The sequence below is a fragment of the Metapseudomonas cellulosilytica genome (genome assembly GCF_049334135.1).
Taxonomy (GTDB): domain Bacteria; phylum Pseudomonadota; class Gammaproteobacteria; order Pseudomonadales; family Pseudomonadaceae; genus Metapseudomonas.
Genome location: NZ_JBHZGN010000010.1, coordinates 177,991 through 199,173 on the forward strand (window position 1 = coordinate 177,991; position 21,183 = coordinate 199,173).

Genomic DNA, 21,183 nt, shown 5'->3' on the forward strand with positions numbered 1-21,183 from the left:
CGTCCATAGAGCATGGCATACATCCGTATTCACCACTCCACGCATCTTGCCCGAACGCAGGAAAGTCCCACCCAATTACCTGGAAAACGTATAAATAATTAAATTCAAATATCTTGCACTTTAATAACCATAAAACTCCAAACACCCAGGCAATACCGCACAACCAACACCCTTTTCAGAAGCCCGCAGCCATTAACAACAAAATAATTCTGCAGCACAACTTCTTGATTGATTGTTAATACACCTCTGTTATTTTGGGAGCTGGTCGATATATAAGGCAGGGAGGCTTACATGGCCAAGACTGGCATCATTTGCGTATTCATTACTGGCGTTTTCTTTGGGCTGGCCGGGGCATTCAGCATTCATCCCGGAAAAGCCGCTTCATCAGATAACCCCGCCGCTATCAATACACGAGATGGAATTATCCGCTTCATGATCGACGGCGAAGAACAAGCCCGCATTGATGCGGGCGGATTCCACGTCAAAGGGGATATCAATTATTCCGGCACGATCACGGACTCAGTGACATTTGCTCCCTATGTCCATCCTGACCATAAGGCGAGCCAGGGAACTGGGCCATGAAAAAGCTCCTGCCCCTGGTCGCACTTCTCGCGCTATCTCCCGCGCCAGCCCAAGCACAAATGGAAAGCGATTTTTCCATCGGCGGCGCTGTGCGCGTGGGTTGGTCAACCACCACCTGCAACGCAGCGGCGGCAGGTGCTATCCGTTACAACTCCGGCAGCGGGGGTTCGATTAATTTTTGCAACGGCTCAACCTGGACGAACATAGGGGGCGGGGGCACGCCTGCCGGGGCCACCCGTGAAATCCAGTTCAATTCCGGCGGCGCATTCGGTGCTTCATCCACTTTCAAGCTGATGGCCGATGGCGATCTGCTGCTCACGGGAACCCATACCGGCACGGCCAGCGTTCCAGTGACGGGTGTTGGCACGCGCATGTTCTTTGATACCCAGAAATCGGCGTTCCGCGCCGGGAGAGTCACGGGTGCGGAATGGGATGATGCCAGCATTGGCTCATACAGCGTGGCGATGGGCTGGGGCACAACCGCGAGCGGCAATTGGAGCACGGCGTTGGGTGAGGCCACCGTGGCCAGTGGTGGCGAAGCCACAGCCATGGGACAGGTGACGACCGCCAGCGGCCAGACCAGCACGGCGACGGGGTACTTCACCACCGCCGCCGGTGATTACAGCCTGTCGGCTGGCCGCGAGGTCAATGTGACGGCCACTGGCGATGGCTCGTTCGGCTTCGGCCTGACAACCACCGCCCCCGCCACCGACCCGCAGGTATCCGGCGCACAGTCCTTCGGTATCTTCATGGGCAATCAGAGCGCGGTGAACTTCTCCGCCGCAAACACCATGGGCCTGTTCGGCGGGGAGCTGGTCATTGACCCGCGCGTCCCGGCCTCCAACCTTGTGGCCGACACCGCGCTGGAAATCGAGGGCGCGATCAAGATCGCCTATGACAGCCAGTCCTGCGCCGCCGCCTCCGAAGGCGCACTGCGCTACAACAGCGCATCCGACACGTTCGAGGTCTGCAAGACCGCAGGCTCCTGGACCAACATGCTCGGCGGGGGCACGCCCGCCGGGGCCACCCGAGAGATCCAGTTCAATTCCGGCGGCGCGTTCGGCGCGTCGTCCACCTACAAACTGATGGCGGATGGCGACCTTCTGCTCACCGGCACCTTTACCGGGACGGCCAGCGTTCCCGTATCCGGGGCGGGCACCCGCATGTTCTTCGACACGCAGAAGGCCGCGTTCCGGGCAGGCTACGTGAACGGCACGCAATGGGACAACGCGAGCATCGGCACTTTCAGCATGGCGATGGGTGGCGTCACGACGGCTAGTGGTGACGGCAGCACGGCGCTGGGGCAGGGCACGACAGCCAACGGCTTGAGCAGCACAGCGATTGGGGAGAGCACGACCGCCAGCGGTGACTACAGCACGGCGATGGGGCAAAGCACGACGGCCAGCGGCGGAGCCAGCACGGCGATGGGGGATAGCACGACCGCTAGCGGTGACAGCAGCACGGCAACGGGGATAAGCACGACTGCTAGCGGTCCCGTCAGCACGGCTATGGGGTCCATGACCACGGCGGGCGGGGATTGGAGCCTGGCGGCTGGCTACGCCGTCAACGTGCCAGCCACCGGCGATGGCTCGTTTGGCTTTGGCCTGACGACCACGTATCCGGCCACCAATCCGCAAGTATCGGGGGCGCAATCCTTCGGCATCTTCATGGGCAGCCAGAACGCGGTGAATTTCTCCGCCGCGAACACCATGGGCCTGTTCGGCGGGGAGCTGGTGATCGACCCGCGCATCCCGGCCTCAAATCTCGTTGCCGATACGGCGCTGGAGGTCGAGGGCGCGATCAAGATCGCGTATGACGGCCAGTCCTGCGCCGCCGCCTCCGAAGGCGCGCTGCGCTACAACAGCGCCTCCGACACCTTCGAGGTCTGCAAAACCGCAGGCTCCTGGACCAACATGCTGAGCAACGGCGGCACGCCCGCCGGGGCCGACCGTGAGATTCAGTTCAATTCCGGCGGCGCGCTGGCGGCATCAACCATGTTTAGGCTGCTGCCCGACGGCGGGCTGGCTTTAGGAAGTGGCGCTAGTGCCAGCAACAACCAGTTCGCAACGGCCATAGGGAGCGGTGCCGCCGCTACCGGCATATACAGCATGGCAATCGGGAGAAACGTTCAGGCAAGCGGGATCACCGCGACTGCCATGGGAAGTTCGACATCTGTCTCATCGAATTACGGTGTGGGTCTGGGATCTAATCTCGATGTAACGGGGAGCCAGTTCAGTTTCGGACTTGGAAAGTATCTAACGGTTTCGGGGAGGGAGAGCCTGGGGGTTGCTCTGTCAAACGCGACCCCGACGACCAAACCGAACCTTTCGGGAATACATTCTGTTGCCTACTTCCTCGGCAATCAGGATGGCGTAGTCTTCGCCTCCGGCAATAGCTTCGGCATGTTCGGCGGCACCATGGTGATCGACCCGCGCACGCCCGCCTCAAATCTCGTTGCCAACACCGCGCTTGAAGTCGAGGGCGCGATAAAAATTGCGTACGACGGCCAGTCCTGCGCTGCCGCCTCCGAAGGCGCGCTGCGCTACAACAGCGCCACCGACACCTTCGAGGCCTGCAAGACCGCAGGTTCCTGGACCAACATGCTCGGCGGCGGGGGTTCAATCGACTCCCTGTCAGATGGCATCAGCGATGGGGCCTCAACAGTTTTCCTCGGCATCGGGTCTGGTGCAGCGAATATAGGCGGCAACTACAACACGGCAGTGGGTATCAGCACGCTGTCCACCAACGCCGCAAAGATGGGCAGTACCGCCATCGGGTTCGAGGCGATGCGCTATGCCGACAGCACGGCGACGAGCACGTATGCCAATAACACCGCTATGGGCTATCAGGCTCTGCGCGGCAGCACTACGGCCAGCGCGAACACGGGCACCTATAACACGGCGGTTGGCACTCAGGCGCTCCAAGCCAATACCAACGGCTCCTACAACGTGGGGGTTGGCAATCAGGCGCTCTATGCCAACACGAGCGGCGGTCAGAACGTGGCGGTTGGCCACCAGGCGCTCTCAACCAATACGACTGGTGTGGCCAACACAGCGGTTGGCACCTATGCGCTTAATGTCAACACGGGCGGCGGGAACAACGCGGCTGTTGGCTTAGGGGCGCTCTCAGCCAATACGACTGGCATGAGCAACGTGGCGGTTGGCACTTATGCGCTTAATCTCAACACGACCGGCAATAACAACGTTGGGGTTGGCTATCAGGCGCTTCTACTCAATACGACTGGCGGGAACAACACGGCGCTTGGCTATGGGGCACTGTATTCCAACGTCGCCAAGCAGGGCAGCACTGCGATTGGTTATCAGGCGATGCAATACGCCGACAGCACGGCGACAGGAAGTGCGGCCAATAACACCGCGCTTGGCCATCAGGCGCTGCGCGGCAGCACGATAGCCGGCGCGAATACGGGTACCGGCAATACGGCAGTGGGATATAACGCCCTGCTGGCTACGACATCGGGCATTGGCAATACGGCGGTCGGGGATCGAGCCATGGACGCCAACGCAACTGGTCAGAACAACGTTGCAATTGGCCAGGACTCTCTTGCCATAACCACGTCAGGCAGGGAAAACGTTGCCATTGGTATGCTGGCGATGAGCCTTGGTGCCGCTAACGGCAGGGAGAACGTGGGGGTTGGTTACCGGGCCTTGGAAGATGTCACCGGCGATTACAACATTGCGATTGGTACCCGTGCCGGTGATGGCATTACGTCAGGCTCTTCGAACATCGTTATCGGCAATCAGGTATCGGTTGCTGGCAGCAGCCAGTTGAATATCGGCGACACGATCTATGGCGATCTTTCGACCGACTCTGTGACCATCGGCACAACGGCGGGGCAAATTCGAGCGCTTCCGCCCGCGTCGCAGCCCATAGCAGCGGGCGGCACGATTCCCGCCGATGCCTGCGGCACGGTGAAGAGCATATACGCCGTCGCGACGGTCACGACCAGCACGACCGATACGTTCCCGACTCCGGGTACCACCAATACCGGGTGCTGCATGGATGTGGTGAACACAGGGGGCATGGACATCACGCTCGACGCCAATCTCAATTTCAAGACGATTGGCGGCGCGAATCAGACCCTCAACCAGCATGACGCCATGCGCGTCTGCTCGAACGGTTCGTTCTGGTACCAAATCAGCGCCGTCGCGGGCAACCAGTAAATCGAATTGCGGGGCCGCGTGGTGCAGTCCAGCGAACAACAGAACAAGAAAACAACACCATGGCGAGCAATAAACCGGCCTATGAAGCTTTTATAGCCACACAAAAAGGCGAAGGTAAAAATATAAAGACCTTTTGGCACAAGGTCGGCGTCATCTGGATGAACAATACCGGGACGGGCTTTAATCTGGATATTCCTCCCGGAATATCCATATCCGGCCGCGTTGTCCTGCTACCATACCGGTACTTGGAAAACGGCGGTGGAGCGGCAGAGGAACTGCCCAACTAGCCACTAGAAAGAAGGCCCGGAATAATCCGGACCTTCACTTATCAGCGAACGTCATGCACGCGGGAAAGGGCGGGCCTTTATCGGCGAGGAAGCGGCGGCGGTCGCCAGTGCTGTGATTAACCACGGCAAGCCCGAAACCTCCAAGCATCTGTCTTAGAGCATTGGCATAATCCTTTAGTGGCATAGTCCACGCGAACATATTATATCCCCTAGCAGGAACTGCCATTTTTAGATTTCTGGCCTATAGAAAGTTACAGCGACGTTTTCAGCGCCGCTCGTCGTTCTCGCGGGTTCGCATACGGTAAATCCCAGATACTCCCCTTTCGCATTGTGAAGCACCAGAACAGGCCCGTCGTCTAAAGCGTTCTGATGAACGGGAATGTAATACGGGGTACGAGCGACAAATAGCCCGCCCAGAACATTAGAAAAAGCTCTTTTGAGCATAATCCGTGCTGGCATATTTTCTCTCCTGGCAGGTTGAGGTATTTCAGAGCCGTGGCTTACGGGAAGCTACCGCAACGTTATTAGTGTCGGTAGTTTGGCTGTTACTCTCTACATGAGTAACCCTGCCAATTGTTCCATCGGCCAGGAGCGCCTCATACTGATCTTCGCACACAAATTTTGTTTCTGTTCTAACAGGCTCCCCAACAGTAATGCGGAAAACACCGCAAAGGCCCGCAGGATCATTGAAGCGGCTGGCACGTATATCAACATCAGGGACCGCCGCTGCCGGAAGCTGTTTTTTTGAAATGCGCATTGCTCCTACACGTTTCCCTTGCTCATTATGAAGCGACAATACAACCAGCGGGAAAGAGTCATGCAGCACGGAATAATCCGGAAACTTGCTGGCGGGCGGGATCGCGCGGACGATTGGGATGAAAATACCAATCATCTTCCTTAGAGCATTAAAAGCATTTTTGAGCATATCCCACTCTCCTTGTTTATCTGTAGCGCTGTCGTCAGCATCCTTCTGAAGCCGCCATTTTATGGCTTCAGCTCATAGAAATAGTCAGTTCTAACACCATTTTGATTGACGCTGCCTTCTTCGTTACTCTCTACACGAATAACTGTGCCAACTTTTCCATCGGCCAATAACACGTCGTACTGATATTCACGTTCATTGACCATGACGGCCTTTATTTTTGTTCTTGCAGGCTGCCCAACGGTAACGCGGAAAACACTCCGAAGCCCACGGGGATCATTGAAACGGGAGCCGCTTGCGTCCTTATCAAGGGTCGCCGCTGCCGGAAGTTGTACTTTTGAAACGCGCATTGATCCCAGATATTTCCCTTCCTCATCATGAAGCGACAGAACAACCTTCGGGGGAAAATCACGAGACGCAGGATCAGAGGACCGGGAACCAGTGCCAAATATCCTTAGAACATTAGCAAAAGCTTCTTTAAGCATTATCCACTCTCCTTTTTCTTCTCGATGGGCGGAATTATCCCCATAAGACCCGAGAGCTATATATGTCAAGAAAATTCCGTAAAGAGAGATAAGGAACCACGCTTTACCATAAAGCAACGACGGTGCGGCAGAAGAAAAAAGGCCCGGAATAATCCGGGCCTTAAGTTATCAGCAGGAGTAGTCTGCTGAACAGGGAGTAAACCTAAACCATTAATTCCTTATCGACAAATAAATAAACTTCGATGCTAAGCTCTTCGCAAACTGCACCTTGAGGGTTGACCAGCGGTACCGGTTTACCTTCCGCATCCAGCGGCGTGAGATACAGGCTCACCTTTGAGGCTTTAACCAGGCCATTGGCCGCTAATTCCTCGGCGGCGCGCTGCAATGTCACCGCCAATTCACCGGGGTGCATTTCACCTTTAATTTTGACGACACATTTAGGGCCCACAGGCGTTTTCTTGCGCGGGGCAGGACGTGCGGGATAACCGCGACGGGGAAGTTTTCCATAAGGTTTCATCGTGAGGCCCTTCCGCTGGCCTTCCTTTAACCCTACCGGATAACCACCAAGAAATGATTAACGGCATGCGCGACGCTATTCGCGCTCCTTCGACCGGCCCGTACTAGATCCAGATCAGTCCTCGCGCGAGCAGCCTACAGTCGGGCCTGGCCCCGACGCGGCGCTGAAGAGGACCAGGAAGCCGTAATTCTCACGCCGGCAACGCGGTGCCCGGACTTGTCCCTACAGCTTGATCGTACCGAAGAGATGATCGGCAGAATGACCCTCGCTTCCCCGATGCACTTCGCTTCACATACGCCTGTATGCAGCTCTCCTCTCGAAGCCATTTCCTTCTCTCAGCATGTGGACGGGTATTCAGATACCTCCTTCTTCGTGGCTTCCTTTATCCCAGCTATAAGCCGTTACCCCATAGCCAGCGTTCGTCGATGCCTTGGCAGCGTGTCAATGGGCGGCCCGCGCCAGCCTGCACCTGATCGGGCGTTGCCCTGGTGCAGGCCCGTGTTGCCCATGACACGTCGGCGCTCGCTGGCTGCTGGGGGCTCGTCGCTGGAATAAACCAGCCTCAAGCAAAAAAGGAGCTACCTCATGAACACCAAATCCACCACCACTGAATCCCGGAAACCCTCCTTCGTGGCCAAGACCCGCAAGGGCACAGGCGAGCAAGCGGTTTACGAACGCATCGGCGTCGCCTGGAAAAATGCCGATGGCTCGTTCTACATCAAGCTGGCGGGCACACAAGTCGTCTCCGACTTCATGCTCTACGAGATCGAAAACACGGAAGCTTCAGCGGAATAACCTCTGGGGGTACAGCACCGCACAGACGGGCCGCAAGGCCCGTCTTTTTTTTGCTCTTGTCTTTGCTGTCCGTATCAGTCCACCAACACCCAAATCAGTCCCCGGCGCACGCTCCGTACAAGTACATCGCTGCCTGCTGCGCTCCGGGGCTTTTTTGTATCCATGCACGCCCAGCCGTGCTATGGACTACCGGCAAAACCATTTCTCAAACGGAGAGACCGCATCAGCGGTCGGCTTACTTTTAGAAATTATTCACACCTCCAGCCATAAACTGGACTCAAGGGCCAGCTGCGAACGAAGTGAGCACAAGGTGTGCGTGGTAGTACCACGCCCACCTTGCGTGGGGACTTCCAGTCCCCCGCGATCCCCCCTGGGAATCCCTAGGCTCCAAAGTTCTTGTGGAACTTTGTCACCAAGGGATTAAGGCGCAACGTGTCGTCGTTGCATCGCGATCAGAGGAGACTTCGGCTCTCCTCTGAACTCCATCGAGCAAAGGGCACTTCGTAGCCCCTTGCGACCCTCGATTAAGGACTTTCGCGTCCTTAAAACCACGACCGGGAATTCGGCCCGGTGCCGACCAAAAGGAGATGTCAGCTCTCCCTTTGGAATCCCATCGACCAGCAGCGCGACGCTGACCGCGCGTGGAAACCGAGAGGAAAGAGGAACTGCCTGAGCGCATATGTTGACGGCATGACCAGACGAACGAAAAAACGCCCTGCGCCGATCTCCTACCGCCCGCCCGAACGGCTGCGCGAGGAGTTTCATTCGCGCGTGACGCATTCTGGTCAGTCGATCAACGCCTTCATCACCGAAGCCGTGTTCGGGCAGGCGATGCCGCGCGCCAGGCCCATCTCATCCCTGGAGCGCAAGCTTGCCGCCATGCTGCTCTCGCAGGCTGCCCGGATCAACGACCGGCTGACGCAGGCCTGCGGTGAGCCTGATGACGGTCACCTGGAGCAGCTGCTGCTGGAATGCCGCGACGAGCTCGCCGAAATCCGCAGCTATCTCATGCTCGCGCTGGGGAGGGACCCATGATCCCTTTTGCCTCGCAGCGCGGCAGCGGCCAGGATCTTGCCACCCACCTGCTGAATGCCTACGACAATGAGCTGGCCGAGATCGCGGATCTGCGTGGCGCGCTAGCCCATGATCTGCACGGTGCTTTCAAGGAATGGCAGGTCCAGGCAGAAACCCTGACCCGCTGCGAGAAGTATCTCTACAGCCTCTCGATCAACCCTGATCCCGCGCAGGGGCCGCTCACCCGCGACCAGTACATGGATTACATCCGCCGCGCTGAAGACACTCTGGGCCTCGGCGATCAGCCGCGTGCCATCGTGTTCCACATCAAGGATGGCCGTGAGCATTGCCATGTCGTCTGGTCGCGGATCGACGCAGACCACGAGAAGGCCGTCCACTTGGCCTTCGACCGCGACAAGCTGATGCGGGTAACCAGGGGCTTTGCCCGCGACCACGGGCTGAGCCTGCCTCCCGGTTATGAGAAATCCCGTAATGTCGGGCAGCTCTCGCTCTACGAGCGGGCGCAGCTGCAGCGCACAGGCCTCTCCCTGGACGACCACAGACGGCAGGTCACCGAGGCCTGGCAGCAAAGTGATAATGCCCGTACGTTCGTTCACGCTTTAAGCGAACGCGGCTACATGCTCGCCACAGGTAATCGCCCCTATGTACTGGTCGACCTCTACGGCAACGTGAACGCGCTGCCCCGACTGATCGACGACAGGTCCGTCCGCACCAAAGATATCCGCTCCTTTCTGGAGAAGGAGTTCCCACCCGAGGCGCTGCCATCGGTGGAGGAAGCACAGAAACTCGTGACCGATCACCGCAAGCTGGTGGAGACGTCAGTGCGTGCGGAGGATTACGCCGAGAAGCTCGCCGAGCTCAAGCACGCACAGCAAGAGAGGCGGCATGTGCTGGAACAGCAGCGTGAAGCCTTGAAATATCGCCAACATGCCCTGCGTCTGGCACAGCAGGCAAAGCATCGGGCCGAGCGGGATAAACTGCGCGCGGGCCATCTCGCGCTGATGAAGCAGGTGCGCCAGGAGCGCTATGAGCATCGGCCCTCCGGCCTGGCTGACTTCCTGGGGCGGGTCAGCGGCGTGAATTTCCTGCGCCACAAGCTCCAGCACTATCAGGACACCAAGCGCCTGCGTGCGTATCTGGAACAGCACGCCCAACTCAAGGCGCGTCAGGCGCAGGAGACCAGAGCGCTGGCATTACGGCTCAAGCTTCAGGGCACAAATATCGAGCGCCAGTACAGGTCACTCGAAAAGGTCGATAAGCGGGAGATCGCCGCCTTCATGCGCGACCAGCAATGCGCACAGCACATCAGGGCGCGCGGAAAAGACGGTGCCATGCCGTCACTGGTTCAGATCCTCCCAGGGCGCAGGCGCGCACCAGACAGGGGAACGGTTCCCGATGTTATGGCTGCCTTCGAACAGGCGCGACATGCGCCGCGTAGTCCAATCCCGGACGTGATGGCGGCGTTCGAACGCGCCACTGCCGTGTTCCGCAAAGGGAAGCAGGAACAGCGTGAAGGCGAGGGACTGGAGAAATCCCGACCTCTAGCACCCCCGCCTCACCGCAAGGGCAACGAGCCTGACCGGGAACGATGAGTGCTAAAGCTTTTCTGGTCCGATTTCGCTAGGTCACCCATTATTTAGGTCTGACCTTTGACAGGGCAATACAGGCCTTATAGAAGCTCCCAATCTCTAGCGAATGCGCAGTCGGAGATGGGGCCAACCACGAAATATTTGCGCTAAACGCTGACACGAAACATAAAAAATCAACAGCGGCTATAGATTTGTAAAAATTAACAGGAGCTCCGTAATCGCTATCGGCGTAAGCGCCGTGCAAAATTCCATGCCTGTTAGTTTTATCTGATAACGAATAGTTCTTTGAGTTTATGTACAGGTGCCCCCTAGAAAACTCCGCAAAGGAATCCATCATGGAAGCAATTTCACCGACAGCGCCAATACTATTTCTTACAGAGTAATTCTTGCAGTCTTCTGAGAGATTAACAAAAACTTCCGTAATGGAATTGAAATTAACCCCTCGACTGGCAGCCAGCTTCTTCCCCGCACCTTCTATCACAGGCATTAACCCAGAAACCGCAATGTGATCAAGCCCAAGAAAGTGGGCCTGAATAGATTCGGAAATGATTTCTTTATAATCACTAATAAACGGCGTAATTGGGTAGCGCTCAGTTACCATTGCCGCCAAATTATCTGCGGAATAGATAAACGAGAGCGCCACCTCAAGATCACCCTGGCTAAAAGATGCTCCTTTATCGCTCACCGCCTTAGCAAGCAGACTGAGATATCCCAGCGTAACGTAGGGAGGTATAAACCAACCCACACCATTAAAGGAGGCCTTGTAGTGATCTAAATTGCTCATACACGCTCACAGAATCTTTCAACGAAGAGTATTGGATCAGGCCACATCAGTGTCATTCGGAATGATCGACCAATCTCCAGGATTGTTTTTCTTTTGTATTTCGACGAATCTTTGGATGCTTAGAGCACAGGGATTCCACACGCTCTTCTGTAAGTTTAGTTGCCGACGCAATGGCCTCAGTGCTCCGGAAGGTATTCTTCGCATCAGCAACAGACTTAGTAAGAAATTTCAAAATAGCGGCGCCATCCTTTGTGTCGCGCCACCATTTCCAGGAACCCCCTATAAGCCATATGATTGCAGCAGCAATGAGCGCTGACACCAAGTTGTTATCTGACGCAAGCTGCAGCACCCAATCCAATTGGGCTTGATCATCGTGCGAGTAAGATACAAAGACTGCTGACTGCATTTAAACCTCGAATTTCTAAGCGCATGAAGGGCATTATGCGACTGCCAATCCATCATATGCCTCAATAGTTATGTTTCCACTGCCCACACCGCATTTAAGAAGCTGCCGCAAGAAATGGTCGTCATCTTCAAGTCTATAGCAATAGATTTTCCAATTTGCATTATTGGAGTTTTTCGCAATTTCTTCAAAATAAGGCAGGTCGATATCGTTTAACGAATGACCAATAACTCGAATGGTCGAAAAGCTACCCAGGGAGCTGAAGAAATCCCTGTTCGTTTTGATTACTTCACTTACTGGCTTCTGAAGCGCGTAGAAAGGATACTTAGCTGCGCCTTCCGCATCTGAAAATATCGTGCGGTTGCTGTCTCCATTTTCATCCAGCTCAGGTTCTTCTTCCATCGTTTCGCCATGGCCGAAGATCAAATCATCGTATGCACCAGACCTGCCGTGTATGTGCAAGATATTTGCGTCATCTATTCCATAGATCAGCTGAATTGTGGAGGTGTAGTTGAATGAGAGGAAAGAGTCCGCCTCAGAAAATGACACCTTCTTCGACGCCAGCGTGACATCAATACTTTCTATCCATTCATGGAAATGTTCTTTGATAGCCTCAACAAGGTCATTGGCTTGTTCGGTGATATCATCCTCAAGGCCAAATGCTTCGCTAGGCCGAAAGTTTTCATCTGTGGGATCAGTATGGTCGTGGGCTTCGTAAAATAGCTGCCAATCAAATTTCCCTAGTGAGTTCTCGAAGTCAGACCATGGGCCGTTTTGGACTGTATCAATGAGATAAAACGACTCCAACTCATCGAGCGTGTCTTTGGCAAAGGCATAGAACAAATCATAGCTCGTTGGCAGTCCATGCCAAAGATCAAATCCATTGCCTATGATATTCAGCGTGCTCATCTGCCACCTACATCGCCCAAAAGCGCATAACGATTAAATTAGTTTAGGTTGTAGCCAAAAGGTCCTGAAAGCAGTGCGCGCTTCCAGTATTGCTCTCGCTCGATGATGACTTTGTCATCCGTTTTCATGGAGCGATATTCAAGCAGGGAAAACTGGAAGTTCTTCCGCGCGTAATCCTTGCCTTCCGTCTTTATGATCTTGGTAAGCTCATCATTCCAACCATGACCTGTACCGATGTAGCAGGACCACCTGGACCAGATGCCGGAGTCGCCATACGCTGAACCTACGTATTTCTTACCATTGTTTTTATCGACGATCAGATAAACGCCCTTGACATTCTCCAGAGCAGATTTCCAATCCTGTTTCTTCTGTACGAAAATTGACTCCAGAACGGGGAAGCTGTGTTCTATGTTCTCATATCCGCAAAATGCTTCGCCCGTGTATGGCTTCTCGAATATTTGCGAGAGTACCAGGTTGTCGAAGTGCTTTTCGAGATAGAAAGCCCTGCCGCGAGAGCCAGGTCCGGGGTATTCAACCAACAGCCTGCCGATATAGCTGCTGTATTTTTCCGTAAGTGCGACAATGTTTTTGTTAGGCAGGCGTTCAATTACCTCAAATATCCCGCCAAACAGCCATGTACCAGGCCGATGGCGATATCTGATCAGGCTGAAGATGTAGCGCCTGCTGAAGTCATCACGCCCACCTTTCCATCCATTCCAGCCTTTCCATTCCTCTCTATCTCGAACAAATACGTCGAGTGGGTCCTGGCTTCCATTCCAGACCGCGAAATGAATTTTGTAATCCTTGATGGATTCAATATCGATCAAGCTTTCAATCTTAATTTCCATGAGTTCCCCAAGCCCAATCTATCCAATCAAACCTCTTACCAATTCATCCCTAGCAAATTGTTTCCAGTTTTCGTTCTCTACCAGCGTGGATTTGTATATTTTCAGAGAACCACAGCCCTTTATGGATTTCAGGGTCTGTTTGACGTGATCCACAACTGACTTGGTTAGCCATGGACTTAAAGTAATCCGTTTTATGCTACTGAGCGGAACAGGGACACGCATGACAGGAGGTCCCTTTTTTTCTGAACCATAGAAAATCCTGAACTCACTCTCAGCAGCAAATGCATGCCGTTTTAGAAACGGCAAGTCATCACGCGATGGCGCACATGAGCGGAGCGCATCAATCGTCTTGTACTTAACTTCCTCTGCGCGCAAGCCGGGTATTACGCGTACCGCCGAGAGCAGTTTGTCTCTGTCGAACTCGATACAGACCCCATTGCCGCCATGAGAAAATACTCTCCAGTGGTGATAGGTTTCCGACGCGTCGGCAAGACAGAGTGCATAAGTGCTTTGGTATCCGTTTGCGCGGGCAAACTGCTCAATGTAGTAGGAGTCGTTCCTGTCATCCCACGTGGCCGGGTTCAGAAGAACAAGCTCTTTCGTTTGAAGGTAGTCAATCAGATAGGGGAGTTCGGTATACCTGCGAAGTGATTGTTCCATGGTGTAGAGAGGTCCTTTATCAATATCAAATCACCATCACTCAATAAGCCTTTCCTACAGCCTTCTCCAAGACCCTGCAAGCCCTGCGCAACGCCTTTCCAGCGATTGGTTTGACCTGGGGACCCAATGCCTCGTGAAAACAGTGCTGCGCTGGGACGCCGACGTGTGCATACGTCGCCCAAAGGCGCATTCCGTGGGCGTTGGAGGCTTCTTTTTGTTACACTGCGCGATTTCCTGCGCTGGCCTGTGCAAGCGGCCAAAGGCACCTTTTCAGCTGTGTACATAACCGCGTACACAATCGAGATCCAGAACGATGTCCGACAGTAAATTTGCCAACGAAGTCAAGGCCAGACGCACGTTTGCCATCATTTCCCACCCCGACGCGGGCAAGACCACCATCACCGAGAAGCTGCTGCTGATGGGCAAGGCCATCGCCGTGGCCGGGACCGTGAAGTCGCGCAAGTCCGACCGCCATGCCACCTCCGACTGGATGGAGATGGAAAAGCAGCGCGGCATCTCCATCACCACCTCGGTGATGCAGTTCCCCTACCGCGAGCACATGATCAACCTGCTCGACACCCCCGGCCACGAGGACTTCTCGGAAGACACCTACCGCACCCTCACCGCGGTGGACTCGGCGCTGATGGTCCTCGACGGCGGTAAGGGTGTCGAGCCGCGCACCATCGCCCTGATGGAAGTCTGCCGCCTGCGCGACACGCCCATCGTCAGCTTCATCAACAAGCTGGACCGCGATATCCGCGACCCCATCGAGCTGCTCGACGAAATCGAGGCAGTCCTGAAGATCAAGGCCGCCCCGATCACCTGGCCCATCGGCTGCTACAAGGACTTCAAGGGCGTGTACCACCTGGCCCAGGACAAGGTCATCGTCTACACCCCCGGCCACGGCCACGAGCGCACCGAGATGAAGGTCATCGACAAGCTCGATTCGGACGAGGCCCGCGCCCACCTGGGTGATCTCTACGACCGTTTCGTCGAGGAACTGGAGCTGGTGCAGGGTGCCTGCCACGCGTTCGACAAGGAAGAATTCCTCAAGGGCCACATGACCCCGGTGTTCTTCGGTACCGCGCTCGGCAACTTCGGTGTCGACCAGGTGCTCGACTGCATCGTCGACTGGGCGCCCAAGCCGCTGTCCCGCGCCACCCACGAGCGCAGCGTGGAGCCCACCGAGGAGAAGTTCTCCGGCTTCGTGTTCAAGATCCAGGCGAACATGGACCCCAAGCACCGCGACCGTATCGCCTTCATGCGCATCTGCTCGGGCAAGTACGAGAAAGGCATGAAGATGCGCCACGTGCGCCTGGGCAAGGACGTGAAGATCGCCGACGCCCTGACCTTCTTCTCCAGCGAGCGTGAGCAACTGGAAGAAGCCTTCGCCGGCGACATCATCGGCCTGCACAACCACGGCACCATCCAGATCGGCGACACCTTCACCGAAGGCGAGGCGCTGGGCTTCACCGGTATCCCGCACTTCGCCCCGGAACTCTTCCGCCGCGTGCGCCTGAAGGACCCGCTGAAATCCAAGCAGCTGCGCCAGGGCCTGCAGGAACTGGCCGAGGAAGGCGCCACCCAGGTGTTCTTCCCCGAGCGCAACAACGACATCATCCTCGGCGCGGTCGGTGTGCTGCAGTTCGACGTGGTGGCCAGCCGCCTGAAGGAGGAATACAAGGTGGAGTGCGCCTACGAAACGATCAACGTCTGGTCGGCGCGCTGGATCGACTGCAAGGACGAGAAGAAGCTCAAGGAGTTCAAGGACAAGGCCTACGAGAACCTGTCCGTGGATGGCGGCGGCCACCTCACCTACCTGGCCCCGACCCGGGTGAACCTCAGCCTGATGGAAGAGCGCTGGCCGGACGTGAAATTCCGCGCCACCCGCGAACACCACTGAGTCTCTGCCGGCGCGGTTCCCGCGCCGGCCTCGCTCGATTCATGGCAGCGTCCGGACAGTTGGTTTGCCGTCGGAGCAGGCGCTACCATTCCTGCCCTTAGAGCGAAGGAAATCGCCCCGTGGACAGGCCCCGCGAAAGACAGCCCCGCACCAACCCCGACGAACGCCGCGAACACTTGGTGCGCGCAGCCCTGCGCTGCCTGGTCGCCGAGGGCCATGCGGGCATTTCGGTGCGCCGCATCGCCAAGGAAGCCGATGTCGCCGTCGGCCTGATCAACCACTATTTCGGCAGCATAGACGCGCTGGTGGCGCAGGCGTACGTGACCCTCGCCACCGAAGTGAATCAGCTCCTGCAGGCACGTATCGATGAGGCCGGCGACGATCCCGAGGCGCGCCTTAATGCCTTTCTCACCGGCTACTTCTCGCCGGTGACCCTGGACCCCGACCTGCTGAGCCCCTGGGTGGTGTTCTGGAGCCTGATACGCCATTCGCCCCAGGTGAACGAAGCCCACGAACGCACCTACGGCGGCACGCTGCGGATGCTGGAAGTCCTGCTCTCGGACCTGTCGCGCAAGGAAGGCTTCAGCATCGCCAAGCCCCGCCTGGCGGCCATCGGTCTCTCCGCCCTGCTGGACGGCCTGTGGCTGGAATGGAGTCTGAACCCGGCCAACATCAGCGCCGAGGACGGCCTGGAAATCAGCCGGCGCTGGGTGGAAAGCCTGCGGCGCGGGGCTTATGCCTGAGCAAACCGGTGGGCGCTGCACCTGTAGGGGCGAATTCATTCGCCAGGGGCAACGCAGTTGCCCAGATCACAACCTCAGGCAGACCTGCGGTCTGCTTGGCGAATGAATTCGCCCCTACAAGATCCCACCCCCACCCTAATTCGCCCGACGAAACATGCTTCGCCGCTCCACCCGCGCGGCACCGGCCTCGATCATGAAGGTCAGGCAGATATAGATGCCCGCCACCAGCAGCAGGGGCTGGTAGATCTGGAAGGTCTGCGCGCGCACCACGTTGGCGGCGCCCAGCAGGTCCACCACCGCCACGGTGGAGGCCAGCGCGGTGGACTTCAGCAGCAGCACCGTCTCCCCCGCCAGCGTCGGCAGCAACAGGCGGATCGCCCGGGGCAGCCAGACCCGCATCAGTACCAGGCGCTTGCGCATCCCGAAGGCCGCCGCCGCTTCCAGCTCACCGCGCGGCACCGACTTCATCCCGCCGCGGATCACCTCGCCCACATAGGCGCCGACCGAGAGCACCAGGGCCAGCACGATGTACCAGAAGCCGTCACGCAGGTAAGGCCAGAGGAAGCTGCCGCGAATCAGCGGGAACTGGGCGAACAGGCTGCCCACGCCGTAGTAGAAGATGTAGATCTGCACCAGCAGCGGCGTGCCACGGATCACGCTGGTGTAGCCCAGGCTCAAGCCGGCGATCAGCGGATTGCGCGACATCCGGGCCAGCGCCACCCCCAACGCCAGGACGAAGCCCAGCACGGCGGAGATCAGCAGCAACAGCAAGGTGGTGCCCAGCCCGTTCAGCAGCAGGCCGGCATAGTCGAGGATCCAGCTCGGGGTCATCAGGGATGCCTCCTCACACCGACGGCATCCAGCGACGGAAGCGTCGCTCGAGCCAGCCGGACAACAGGTTGGAGAGCAGCGTCAGCACGTAGTAGAAAGCCGCCGCCGTGAGATAGAACATCAGGTACTGGCGCGTGGACCCGGCCGCCTGCTTGGCGGTGAACAGCAGCTCGCTGGTCCCCACCACGCTGATCAGCGCACTGTCCTTGATCAGGTTGACCCAGAGGTTGGCCATCCCCGCCAGGGCGTTTGGCGCCATCACCGGCAAGGTCACCCGGCGGAACAGACTGAAACCGCTCATGCCGAAGGCGCGCGCGGCCTCGGTCTGGCCATGGGGAATGGCCTCGATCGCGCCGCGGAAGATTTCCGAGGCGTAGGCCCCCTGCACCAGCCCGAGCACCACGATGGCCACCAGGGTGCCGTTGAGCTTGACCTGGGTGTAGCCCAGCCAGCCGAGCACCTCGTTGATGCCCATGGAGCCGGCGTAGAACAGCAGGAGGATCAGCAACAACTCGGGCACGGCCCGGCACAGGGTGGTGTAGCCGCGCATCAGGCGGGCCAGCGGAGGCGGACCGTTGAGCTTGGCGACGGCGACGCAGAGCCCGATCAGGATACCGACCAGGAAGGCGCCAACGGAGATTTCCAGGGTGACCCACAAACCCTTGAGCAAGGCCGGTCCCCAGCCCTGGGGGCCGAAACCGACCAGATCGAAGTAAGACGACATCAGGACACCTCGACGCGAAGCGGAAACTCGCCGCCCCGGTGGCCCGGGGCGGCAACGGGGATCACTGTTTCGGCGCTACGCTGACGTCGAAGTACTTGGCGGAAATGGTCTTGTAGTCCTCGCTGGCCAGGAGCTTGCCGATGGCGTCGTCGAGGCGGGTCTTCAGTTCCTGGTCCTCCTTGCGAAGGCCGGCACCCATGCCGCGTCCGAACACCGGGTCGTAGGGAACCTGGCCCTTGACCACGAGACCGGCCGCCTGGGCATCGGCGGACTTGACGAAGTCGGCCACGCCCAGGCCATCGGCCAGCATCAGGTCGATGCGCCCGGCCGCGAGGTCGGCGTTCACCGAGTCCTGGGTGTCGTAGTAGCGGACGTCGGCGATGCCCTCGTAGAACTTCTTCACATAGTTGGAATTGTTGGTGGAGATCTGCACGCCGATCGCCTTGCCCTTCAGGGACTCCGGCGTGGCGCTCACGTCCAGGGCCTTGGGCGCGACGATGACGGTGGGGGAATCGTAGTAGGGACGGCTGAAGGAGATCTGCTTCTCGCGCTCCTCGGTGATGGACATGGAGTTGAAGATCACATCCACCTTCTTCGCCAGCAGCGCGGGGATGATGCCGTCCCAGGCCACCTCTTCGATCACGCACTCGGCCTGCATGTCGCTGCAAAGCTTGCGGATCAGGTCCGGCTCGAAACCGGTCCACTGGCCGTCCGGCTGCCTCACCGAGAAGGGCGGATAGGGCTCCGCCGCCAACGCGAACCTGATGGGATCGGCCTGTGCGCCCGCTATGCCAGCAACGAGCATTGCCGCACCCGCCATCCAACCTGCCAGTTGAGACTTCTTCATCGTGATCCCCTTGCCCTGCTTGGTTTTGTTGTGATTCGAGCTTATCGAGGCGTGCCGCCGGGGCGGCCGCGGTCATCGATTCTGGTGAGCGGTGACGAACTGCCGGCAGCGCTCGCTGCGCGGCCGCAGGAAGACGTCCTGCGGCGGGCCTTCTTCTTCGATCCGGCCCTGGTGGAGGAAGGCGACGTGGCTGGAAACGTCGCGGGCGAAGGCCATTTCGTGGGTCACCAGGATCATGGTGCGGCCCTCTTCGGCCAGGGAGCGGATCACCCGCAGCACTTCGCCGACCAGTTCCGGGTCCAGCGCCGAGGTGGGCTCGTCGAACAGCATCACCTTGGGCTCCACGGCCAAGGCACGGGCGATGGCCACGCGCTGTTGCTGGCCGCCGGAAAGGAAAGACGGGTACTCATGCCGCTTGGCCGCCAGCCCGACCCGTTCCAGCAGGGCCTCGGCCCGCTCAATGGCCTCGGCGCGGCTCTCGCGCAGGACCTGGATGGGCGCTTCGATCAGGTTCTCCAGCACCGTGCGGTGGGGCCAGAGGTTGAACCCCTGGAACACCATGCCCAGGCGCGAGCGGATGCGGGTCAGCTGCTTCTGGTCGGCCACCATCGGCTCGCCGATGCGGTTGGTGGAAAGCTGGATGCTTTCGCCGTCGACCCTGACCTCGCCCTGGTTGGGAATCTCCAGCATGTTGATGCAGCGCAGCAGGGTGCTCTTGCCCGAACCGCTGGCGCCGATCAGCGACACCACATCCCCTTCGCGGGCCGTGAGGGAAACGCCCTTGAGCACCTCGAACTGGCCGAAGCGCTTGTGGATGGAATCCACCTCCACCATCTTCGGCCGCTCGGCCCTGGCGGGTGCGGCTTCGACGGCGCGAGTCGAAACCACCTCAATGGCCGGCCGACCCTTCAGGGTGGCAGCGAAGCGGTGGATGCGCGCGCAGGCCTCGGCCAGCTGCGCCTCGCCCAGGGTGTAGGACAGGCGCACGAATCCCGCCGCTGCAGGACCGAAGGCCTCGGCATCGAGCACCGAAACGCCGGTTTCGCGGAACAGCCGCCAGGCGAAATCCAGCGAACCGAGGCCGCTGCCGCGCACATCCAGCAGGACGAACATGCCCGCTTCCGGCTTCAGCACCTTCAGCGGCGCGCAGTCTGCCAGGGCGCTCACCACCAGGTCGCGACGACGACGGTAGACCTCGCGCATCTGGGCGGTCACCTGGTCGTAGGAACGCACCGCCGCCAGCGCCGCTTCCTGCACGAAGCCCGGCAGGCCGTAGAGCATGTTCAACGCGAGGTTCTCGATATGCGCCACCAGCTCCGGGCAGGCGACCACCCAGCCCGTGCGCCAGCCGGTCATGGCGTGGGACTTGGACAGGCTGCCGATGCTCACCGTGCGCTCGTGCATCCCCGGCAAGGTGGTGAAATAGCGATGTGGCTGTTCGAAGGCCAGGCTTTCGTAGACTTCGTCCACCACCACCCAGAGGTCGTGCTGGCGCGCCAGTTCGGCGATGGCCTCGAGCTCCCCGCCGTTCAGCACGACGCCCGTGGGGTTGTTCGGGTTGGCGAAGAAGATCGCCCGGGTGCGCTTGGTGATGGCCGCGCGCAGGGCGCCGAGATCAGGACGGAAACCGCCCTCCGCCGGACACGGCACCCGCACCAGGGTCGCGCCCGAGGCCTTGAGGGTGGCTTCGTAGGTGACATACACCGGGTCGAAGACGATGACTTCATCGCCCGCTTCGAGCAGGCACATGGCGGCGGCATAGAGGCCGTTCTGCGCGCCGGCGACCAGGATGGTGCTGCCCGCCGACACGGCCTGGCCGGTCAGGCGCCCATGAAGGTCGGCGATGGCCTGGCGCAGCTCGGGACGACCGGCGACGTCACAGTAGTGGGTATCGCCGGCCTGCAATGCCTGGATGGCGGCCGCGGTGATGGATTCGGGGGTGGCGAAGTCCGGATCGCCGATGCTGAGGACAATGACATCCTCGCCGGCCCGTTGGGCCTCGATGGCTGCGTAATGGATATCCCAAGCGGCCGTGCCTGGCCCTGCCATCCTCTCCACAAGCGAAGCAAAACGCATGTTCGAACCCCATTGCAAATGGTGGATTCCGGACCGCTTGGCTGCATCGGCGAACCGGCGAG

20 protein-coding genes are annotated in these 21,183 nt (G+C 58.5%); 8 read left to right on the forward strand and 12 right to left on the reverse strand.

The features are described from left to right. Positions 1-291: 291 nt before the first annotated feature. From ACFW0H_RS14975 to ACFW0H_RS14985, 3 genes are read left to right on the forward strand one after another with little or no spacing between them, the layout of a single operon-like run. Positions 292-582, forward strand: a complete 291-nt coding sequence (locus tag ACFW0H_RS14975; RefSeq protein ID WP_422914668.1) for a hypothetical protein — start codon at positions 292-294, stop codon at positions 580-582. Continuing rightward, complete coding sequence (locus tag ACFW0H_RS14980) at positions 579-4,763, forward strand: hypothetical protein (RefSeq protein ID WP_422914669.1); 4,185 nt, start codon at positions 579-581, stop codon at positions 4,761-4,763. The genes ACFW0H_RS14975 and ACFW0H_RS14980 overlap by 4 nt, the downstream gene beginning before the upstream one ends. Positions 4,764-4,822: 59 nt before the next feature. Continuing rightward, complete coding sequence (locus tag ACFW0H_RS14985; RefSeq protein ID WP_422914670.1) at positions 4,823-5,050, forward strand: hypothetical protein; 228 nt, start codon at positions 4,823-4,825, stop codon at positions 5,048-5,050. A 487-nt stretch (positions 5,051-5,537) separates the two neighbouring features. On the opposite strand, the gene ACFW0H_RS14990 is transcribed toward ACFW0H_RS14985, so the two are convergent. The 3 genes from ACFW0H_RS14990 to ACFW0H_RS15000 all read right to left on the reverse strand — a co-directional run bounded on the left by ACFW0H_RS14990 (position 5,538) and on the right by ACFW0H_RS15000 (position 6,974). Next, positions 5,538-5,975, reverse strand: a complete 438-nt coding sequence (locus ACFW0H_RS14990) for a hypothetical protein (RefSeq protein WP_422914671.1) — start codon at positions 5,973-5,975, stop codon at positions 5,538-5,540. A gap of 59 nt (positions 5,976-6,034) precedes the next feature. Continuing rightward, positions 6,035-6,457, reverse strand: coding sequence for a hypothetical protein (locus ACFW0H_RS14995; RefSeq protein ID WP_422914672.1), 423 nt, complete (start codon positions 6,455-6,457; stop codon positions 6,035-6,037). Positions 6,458-6,659: 202 nt separating this feature from the next. Further along, complete coding sequence (locus ACFW0H_RS15000; protein ID WP_422914673.1) at positions 6,660-6,974, reverse strand: hypothetical protein; 315 nt, start codon at positions 6,972-6,974, stop codon at positions 6,660-6,662. A 585-nt stretch (positions 6,975-7,559) separates the two neighbouring features. Between ACFW0H_RS15000 and ACFW0H_RS15005 the strand changes: the two genes are divergently transcribed. From ACFW0H_RS15005 to ACFW0H_RS15015, 3 genes are all read left to right on the forward strand, one after another. Further along, a complete protein-coding gene (locus ACFW0H_RS15005; RefSeq protein ID WP_422914674.1) occupies positions 7,560-7,769 on the forward strand; it encodes a hypothetical protein in 210 nt (69 codons plus the stop codon). A gap of 690 nt (positions 7,770-8,459) precedes the next feature. Beyond that, entirely contained in the window at positions 8,460-8,804 is a 345-nt protein-coding gene (locus ACFW0H_RS15010; protein WP_422914675.1) for a hypothetical protein, read from the forward strand. Continuing rightward, positions 8,801-10,396: a relaxase/mobilization nuclease domain-containing protein gene (locus ACFW0H_RS15015; protein WP_422914676.1), complete on the forward strand. Its 1,596-nt coding sequence runs from the start codon at positions 8,801-8,803 to the stop codon at positions 10,394-10,396. Before ACFW0H_RS15010 ends, ACFW0H_RS15015 begins: the two co-directional genes overlap by 4 nt. Before the next feature lie 40 nt (positions 10,397-10,436). Here the strand turns inward: ACFW0H_RS15015 and ACFW0H_RS15020 are convergent, their stop codons facing one another. The 5 genes from ACFW0H_RS15020 to ACFW0H_RS15040 are packed head-to-tail and all read right to left on the reverse strand — an operon-like array spanning position 10,437 to position 13,997. Beyond that, positions 10,437-11,177 (reverse strand): hypothetical protein, encoded by a 741-nt coding sequence (locus ACFW0H_RS15020; RefSeq protein ID WP_422914677.1) that lies wholly within the window; start codon positions 11,175-11,177, stop codon positions 10,437-10,439. Between the two features lie 52 nt (positions 11,178-11,229). After that, positions 11,230-11,583 carry a hypothetical protein gene (locus tag ACFW0H_RS15025; protein ID WP_422914678.1) on the reverse strand — a complete coding sequence of 118 codons (354 nt, stop codon included), beginning with the start codon at positions 11,581-11,583 and terminating at the stop codon, positions 11,230-11,232. A 33-nt stretch (positions 11,584-11,616) separates the two neighbouring features. Beyond that, on the reverse strand, positions 11,617-12,489 hold the full coding sequence (locus tag ACFW0H_RS15030; RefSeq protein WP_422914679.1) for a bacteriophage abortive infection AbiH family protein: 873 nt from the start codon (positions 12,487-12,489) through the stop codon (positions 11,617-11,619). A 38-nt stretch (positions 12,490-12,527) separates the two neighbouring features. After that, positions 12,528-13,337, reverse strand: a complete 810-nt coding sequence (locus tag ACFW0H_RS15035; RefSeq protein WP_422914680.1) for a GIY-YIG nuclease family protein — start codon at positions 13,335-13,337, stop codon at positions 12,528-12,530. Between the two features lie 18 nt (positions 13,338-13,355). Then, positions 13,356-13,997: a hypothetical protein gene (locus ACFW0H_RS15040; protein ID WP_422914681.1), complete on the reverse strand. Its 642-nt coding sequence runs from the start codon at positions 13,995-13,997 to the stop codon at positions 13,356-13,358. 313 nt (positions 13,998-14,310) lie between these two features. Here ACFW0H_RS15040 and ACFW0H_RS15045 point away from each other — a divergent pair, with 313 nt between their 5' ends. Next, positions 14,311-15,900 (forward strand): peptide chain release factor 3, encoded by a 1,590-nt coding sequence (locus tag ACFW0H_RS15045; RefSeq protein ID WP_422914682.1) that lies wholly within the window; start codon positions 14,311-14,313, stop codon positions 15,898-15,900. A gap of 119 nt (positions 15,901-16,019) precedes the next feature. Then, positions 16,020-16,643, forward strand: a complete 624-nt coding sequence (locus tag ACFW0H_RS15050) for a TetR family transcriptional regulator C-terminal domain-containing protein (RefSeq protein WP_422914683.1) — start codon at positions 16,020-16,022, stop codon at positions 16,641-16,643. A gap of 135 nt (positions 16,644-16,778) precedes the next feature. On the opposite strand, the gene ACFW0H_RS15055 is transcribed toward ACFW0H_RS15050, so the two are convergent. The 4 genes from ACFW0H_RS15055 to ACFW0H_RS15070 form a co-directional block, all read right to left on the reverse strand. Then, the gene (locus ACFW0H_RS15055; protein ID WP_422914684.1) at positions 16,779-17,474 is read right to left on the reverse strand and encodes an ABC transporter permease; all 696 of its coding nucleotides are present in this window, start codon (positions 17,472-17,474) and stop codon (positions 16,779-16,781) included. Between the two features lie 13 nt (positions 17,475-17,487). Further along, a complete protein-coding gene (locus ACFW0H_RS15060) occupies positions 17,488-18,198 on the reverse strand; it encodes an ABC transporter permease (protein ID WP_422914685.1) in 711 nt (236 codons plus the stop codon). Between the two features lie 61 nt (positions 18,199-18,259). Next, entirely contained in the window at positions 18,260-19,045 is a 786-nt protein-coding gene (locus ACFW0H_RS15065) for a transporter substrate-binding domain-containing protein (protein WP_422914686.1), read from the reverse strand. Positions 19,046-19,117: 72 nt separating this feature from the next. Continuing rightward, complete coding sequence (locus tag ACFW0H_RS15070; RefSeq protein ID WP_422914687.1) at positions 19,118-21,121, reverse strand: aminotransferase class I/II-fold pyridoxal phosphate-dependent enzyme; 2,004 nt, start codon at positions 21,119-21,121, stop codon at positions 19,118-19,120. Positions 21,122-21,183: the final 62 nt, after the last annotated feature.

What these genes read in the sequence shown, in the direction of transcription:
- ACFW0H_RS15040 (WP_422914681.1), bottom strand. Translation starts at nt 13,997, where the DNA reads ATGGAACAATCACTTCGCAGGTATACCGAACTCCCCTATCTGATTGAC.
- ACFW0H_RS14990 (WP_422914671.1), bottom strand. Translation starts at nt 5,975, where the DNA reads ATGCTCAAAAATGCTTTTAATGCTCTAAGGAAGATGATTGGTATTTTC.
- ACFW0H_RS15000 (WP_422914673.1), bottom strand. Translation starts at nt 6,974, where the DNA reads ATGAAACCTTATGGAAAACTTCCCCGTCGCGGTTATCCCGCACGTCCT.
- ACFW0H_RS15055 (WP_422914684.1), bottom strand. Translation starts at nt 17,474, where the DNA reads ATGACCCCGAGCTGGATCCTCGACTATGCCGGCCTGCTGCTGAACGGG.
- ACFW0H_RS14975 (WP_422914668.1), top strand. Translation starts at nt 292, where the DNA reads ATGGCCAAGACTGGCATCATTTGCGTATTCATTACTGGCGTTTTCTTT.
- ACFW0H_RS15005 (WP_422914674.1), top strand. Translation starts at nt 7,560, where the DNA reads ATGAACACCAAATCCACCACCACTGAATCCCGGAAACCCTCCTTCGTG.
- ACFW0H_RS14980 (WP_422914669.1), top strand. Translation starts at nt 579, where the DNA reads ATGAAAAAGCTCCTGCCCCTGGTCGCACTTCTCGCGCTATCTCCCGCG.
- ACFW0H_RS14985 (WP_422914670.1), top strand. Translation starts at nt 4,823, where the DNA reads ATGGCGAGCAATAAACCGGCCTATGAAGCTTTTATAGCCACACAAAAA.
- ACFW0H_RS15045 (WP_422914682.1), top strand. Translation starts at nt 14,311, where the DNA reads ATGTCCGACAGTAAATTTGCCAACGAAGTCAAGGCCAGACGCACGTTT.
- ACFW0H_RS15010 (WP_422914675.1), top strand. Translation starts at nt 8,460, where the DNA reads ATGACCAGACGAACGAAAAAACGCCCTGCGCCGATCTCCTACCGCCCG.
- ACFW0H_RS15025 (WP_422914678.1), bottom strand. Translation starts at nt 11,583, where the DNA reads ATGCAGTCAGCAGTCTTTGTATCTTACTCGCACGATGATCAAGCCCAA.
- ACFW0H_RS15065 (WP_422914686.1), bottom strand. Translation starts at nt 19,045, where the DNA reads ATGAAGAAGTCTCAACTGGCAGGTTGGATGGCGGGTGCGGCAATGCTC.
- ACFW0H_RS15035 (WP_422914680.1), bottom strand. Translation starts at nt 13,337, where the DNA reads ATGGAAATTAAGATTGAAAGCTTGATCGATATTGAATCCATCAAGGAT.
- ACFW0H_RS15030 (WP_422914679.1), bottom strand. Translation starts at nt 12,489, where the DNA reads ATGAGCACGCTGAATATCATAGGCAATGGATTTGATCTTTGGCATGGA.
- ACFW0H_RS15060 (WP_422914685.1), bottom strand. Translation starts at nt 18,198, where the DNA reads ATGTCGTCTTACTTCGATCTGGTCGGTTTCGGCCCCCAGGGCTGGGGA.
- ACFW0H_RS15070 (WP_422914687.1), bottom strand. Translation starts at nt 21,121, where the DNA reads ATGCGTTTTGCTTCGCTTGTGGAGAGGATGGCAGGGCCAGGCACGGCC.
- ACFW0H_RS14995 (WP_422914672.1), bottom strand. Translation starts at nt 6,457, where the DNA reads ATGCTTAAAGAAGCTTTTGCTAATGTTCTAAGGATATTTGGCACTGGT.
- ACFW0H_RS15020 (WP_422914677.1), bottom strand. Translation starts at nt 11,177, where the DNA reads ATGAGCAATTTAGATCACTACAAGGCCTCCTTTAATGGTGTGGGTTGG.
- ACFW0H_RS15015 (WP_422914676.1), top strand. Translation starts at nt 8,801, where the DNA reads ATGATCCCTTTTGCCTCGCAGCGCGGCAGCGGCCAGGATCTTGCCACC.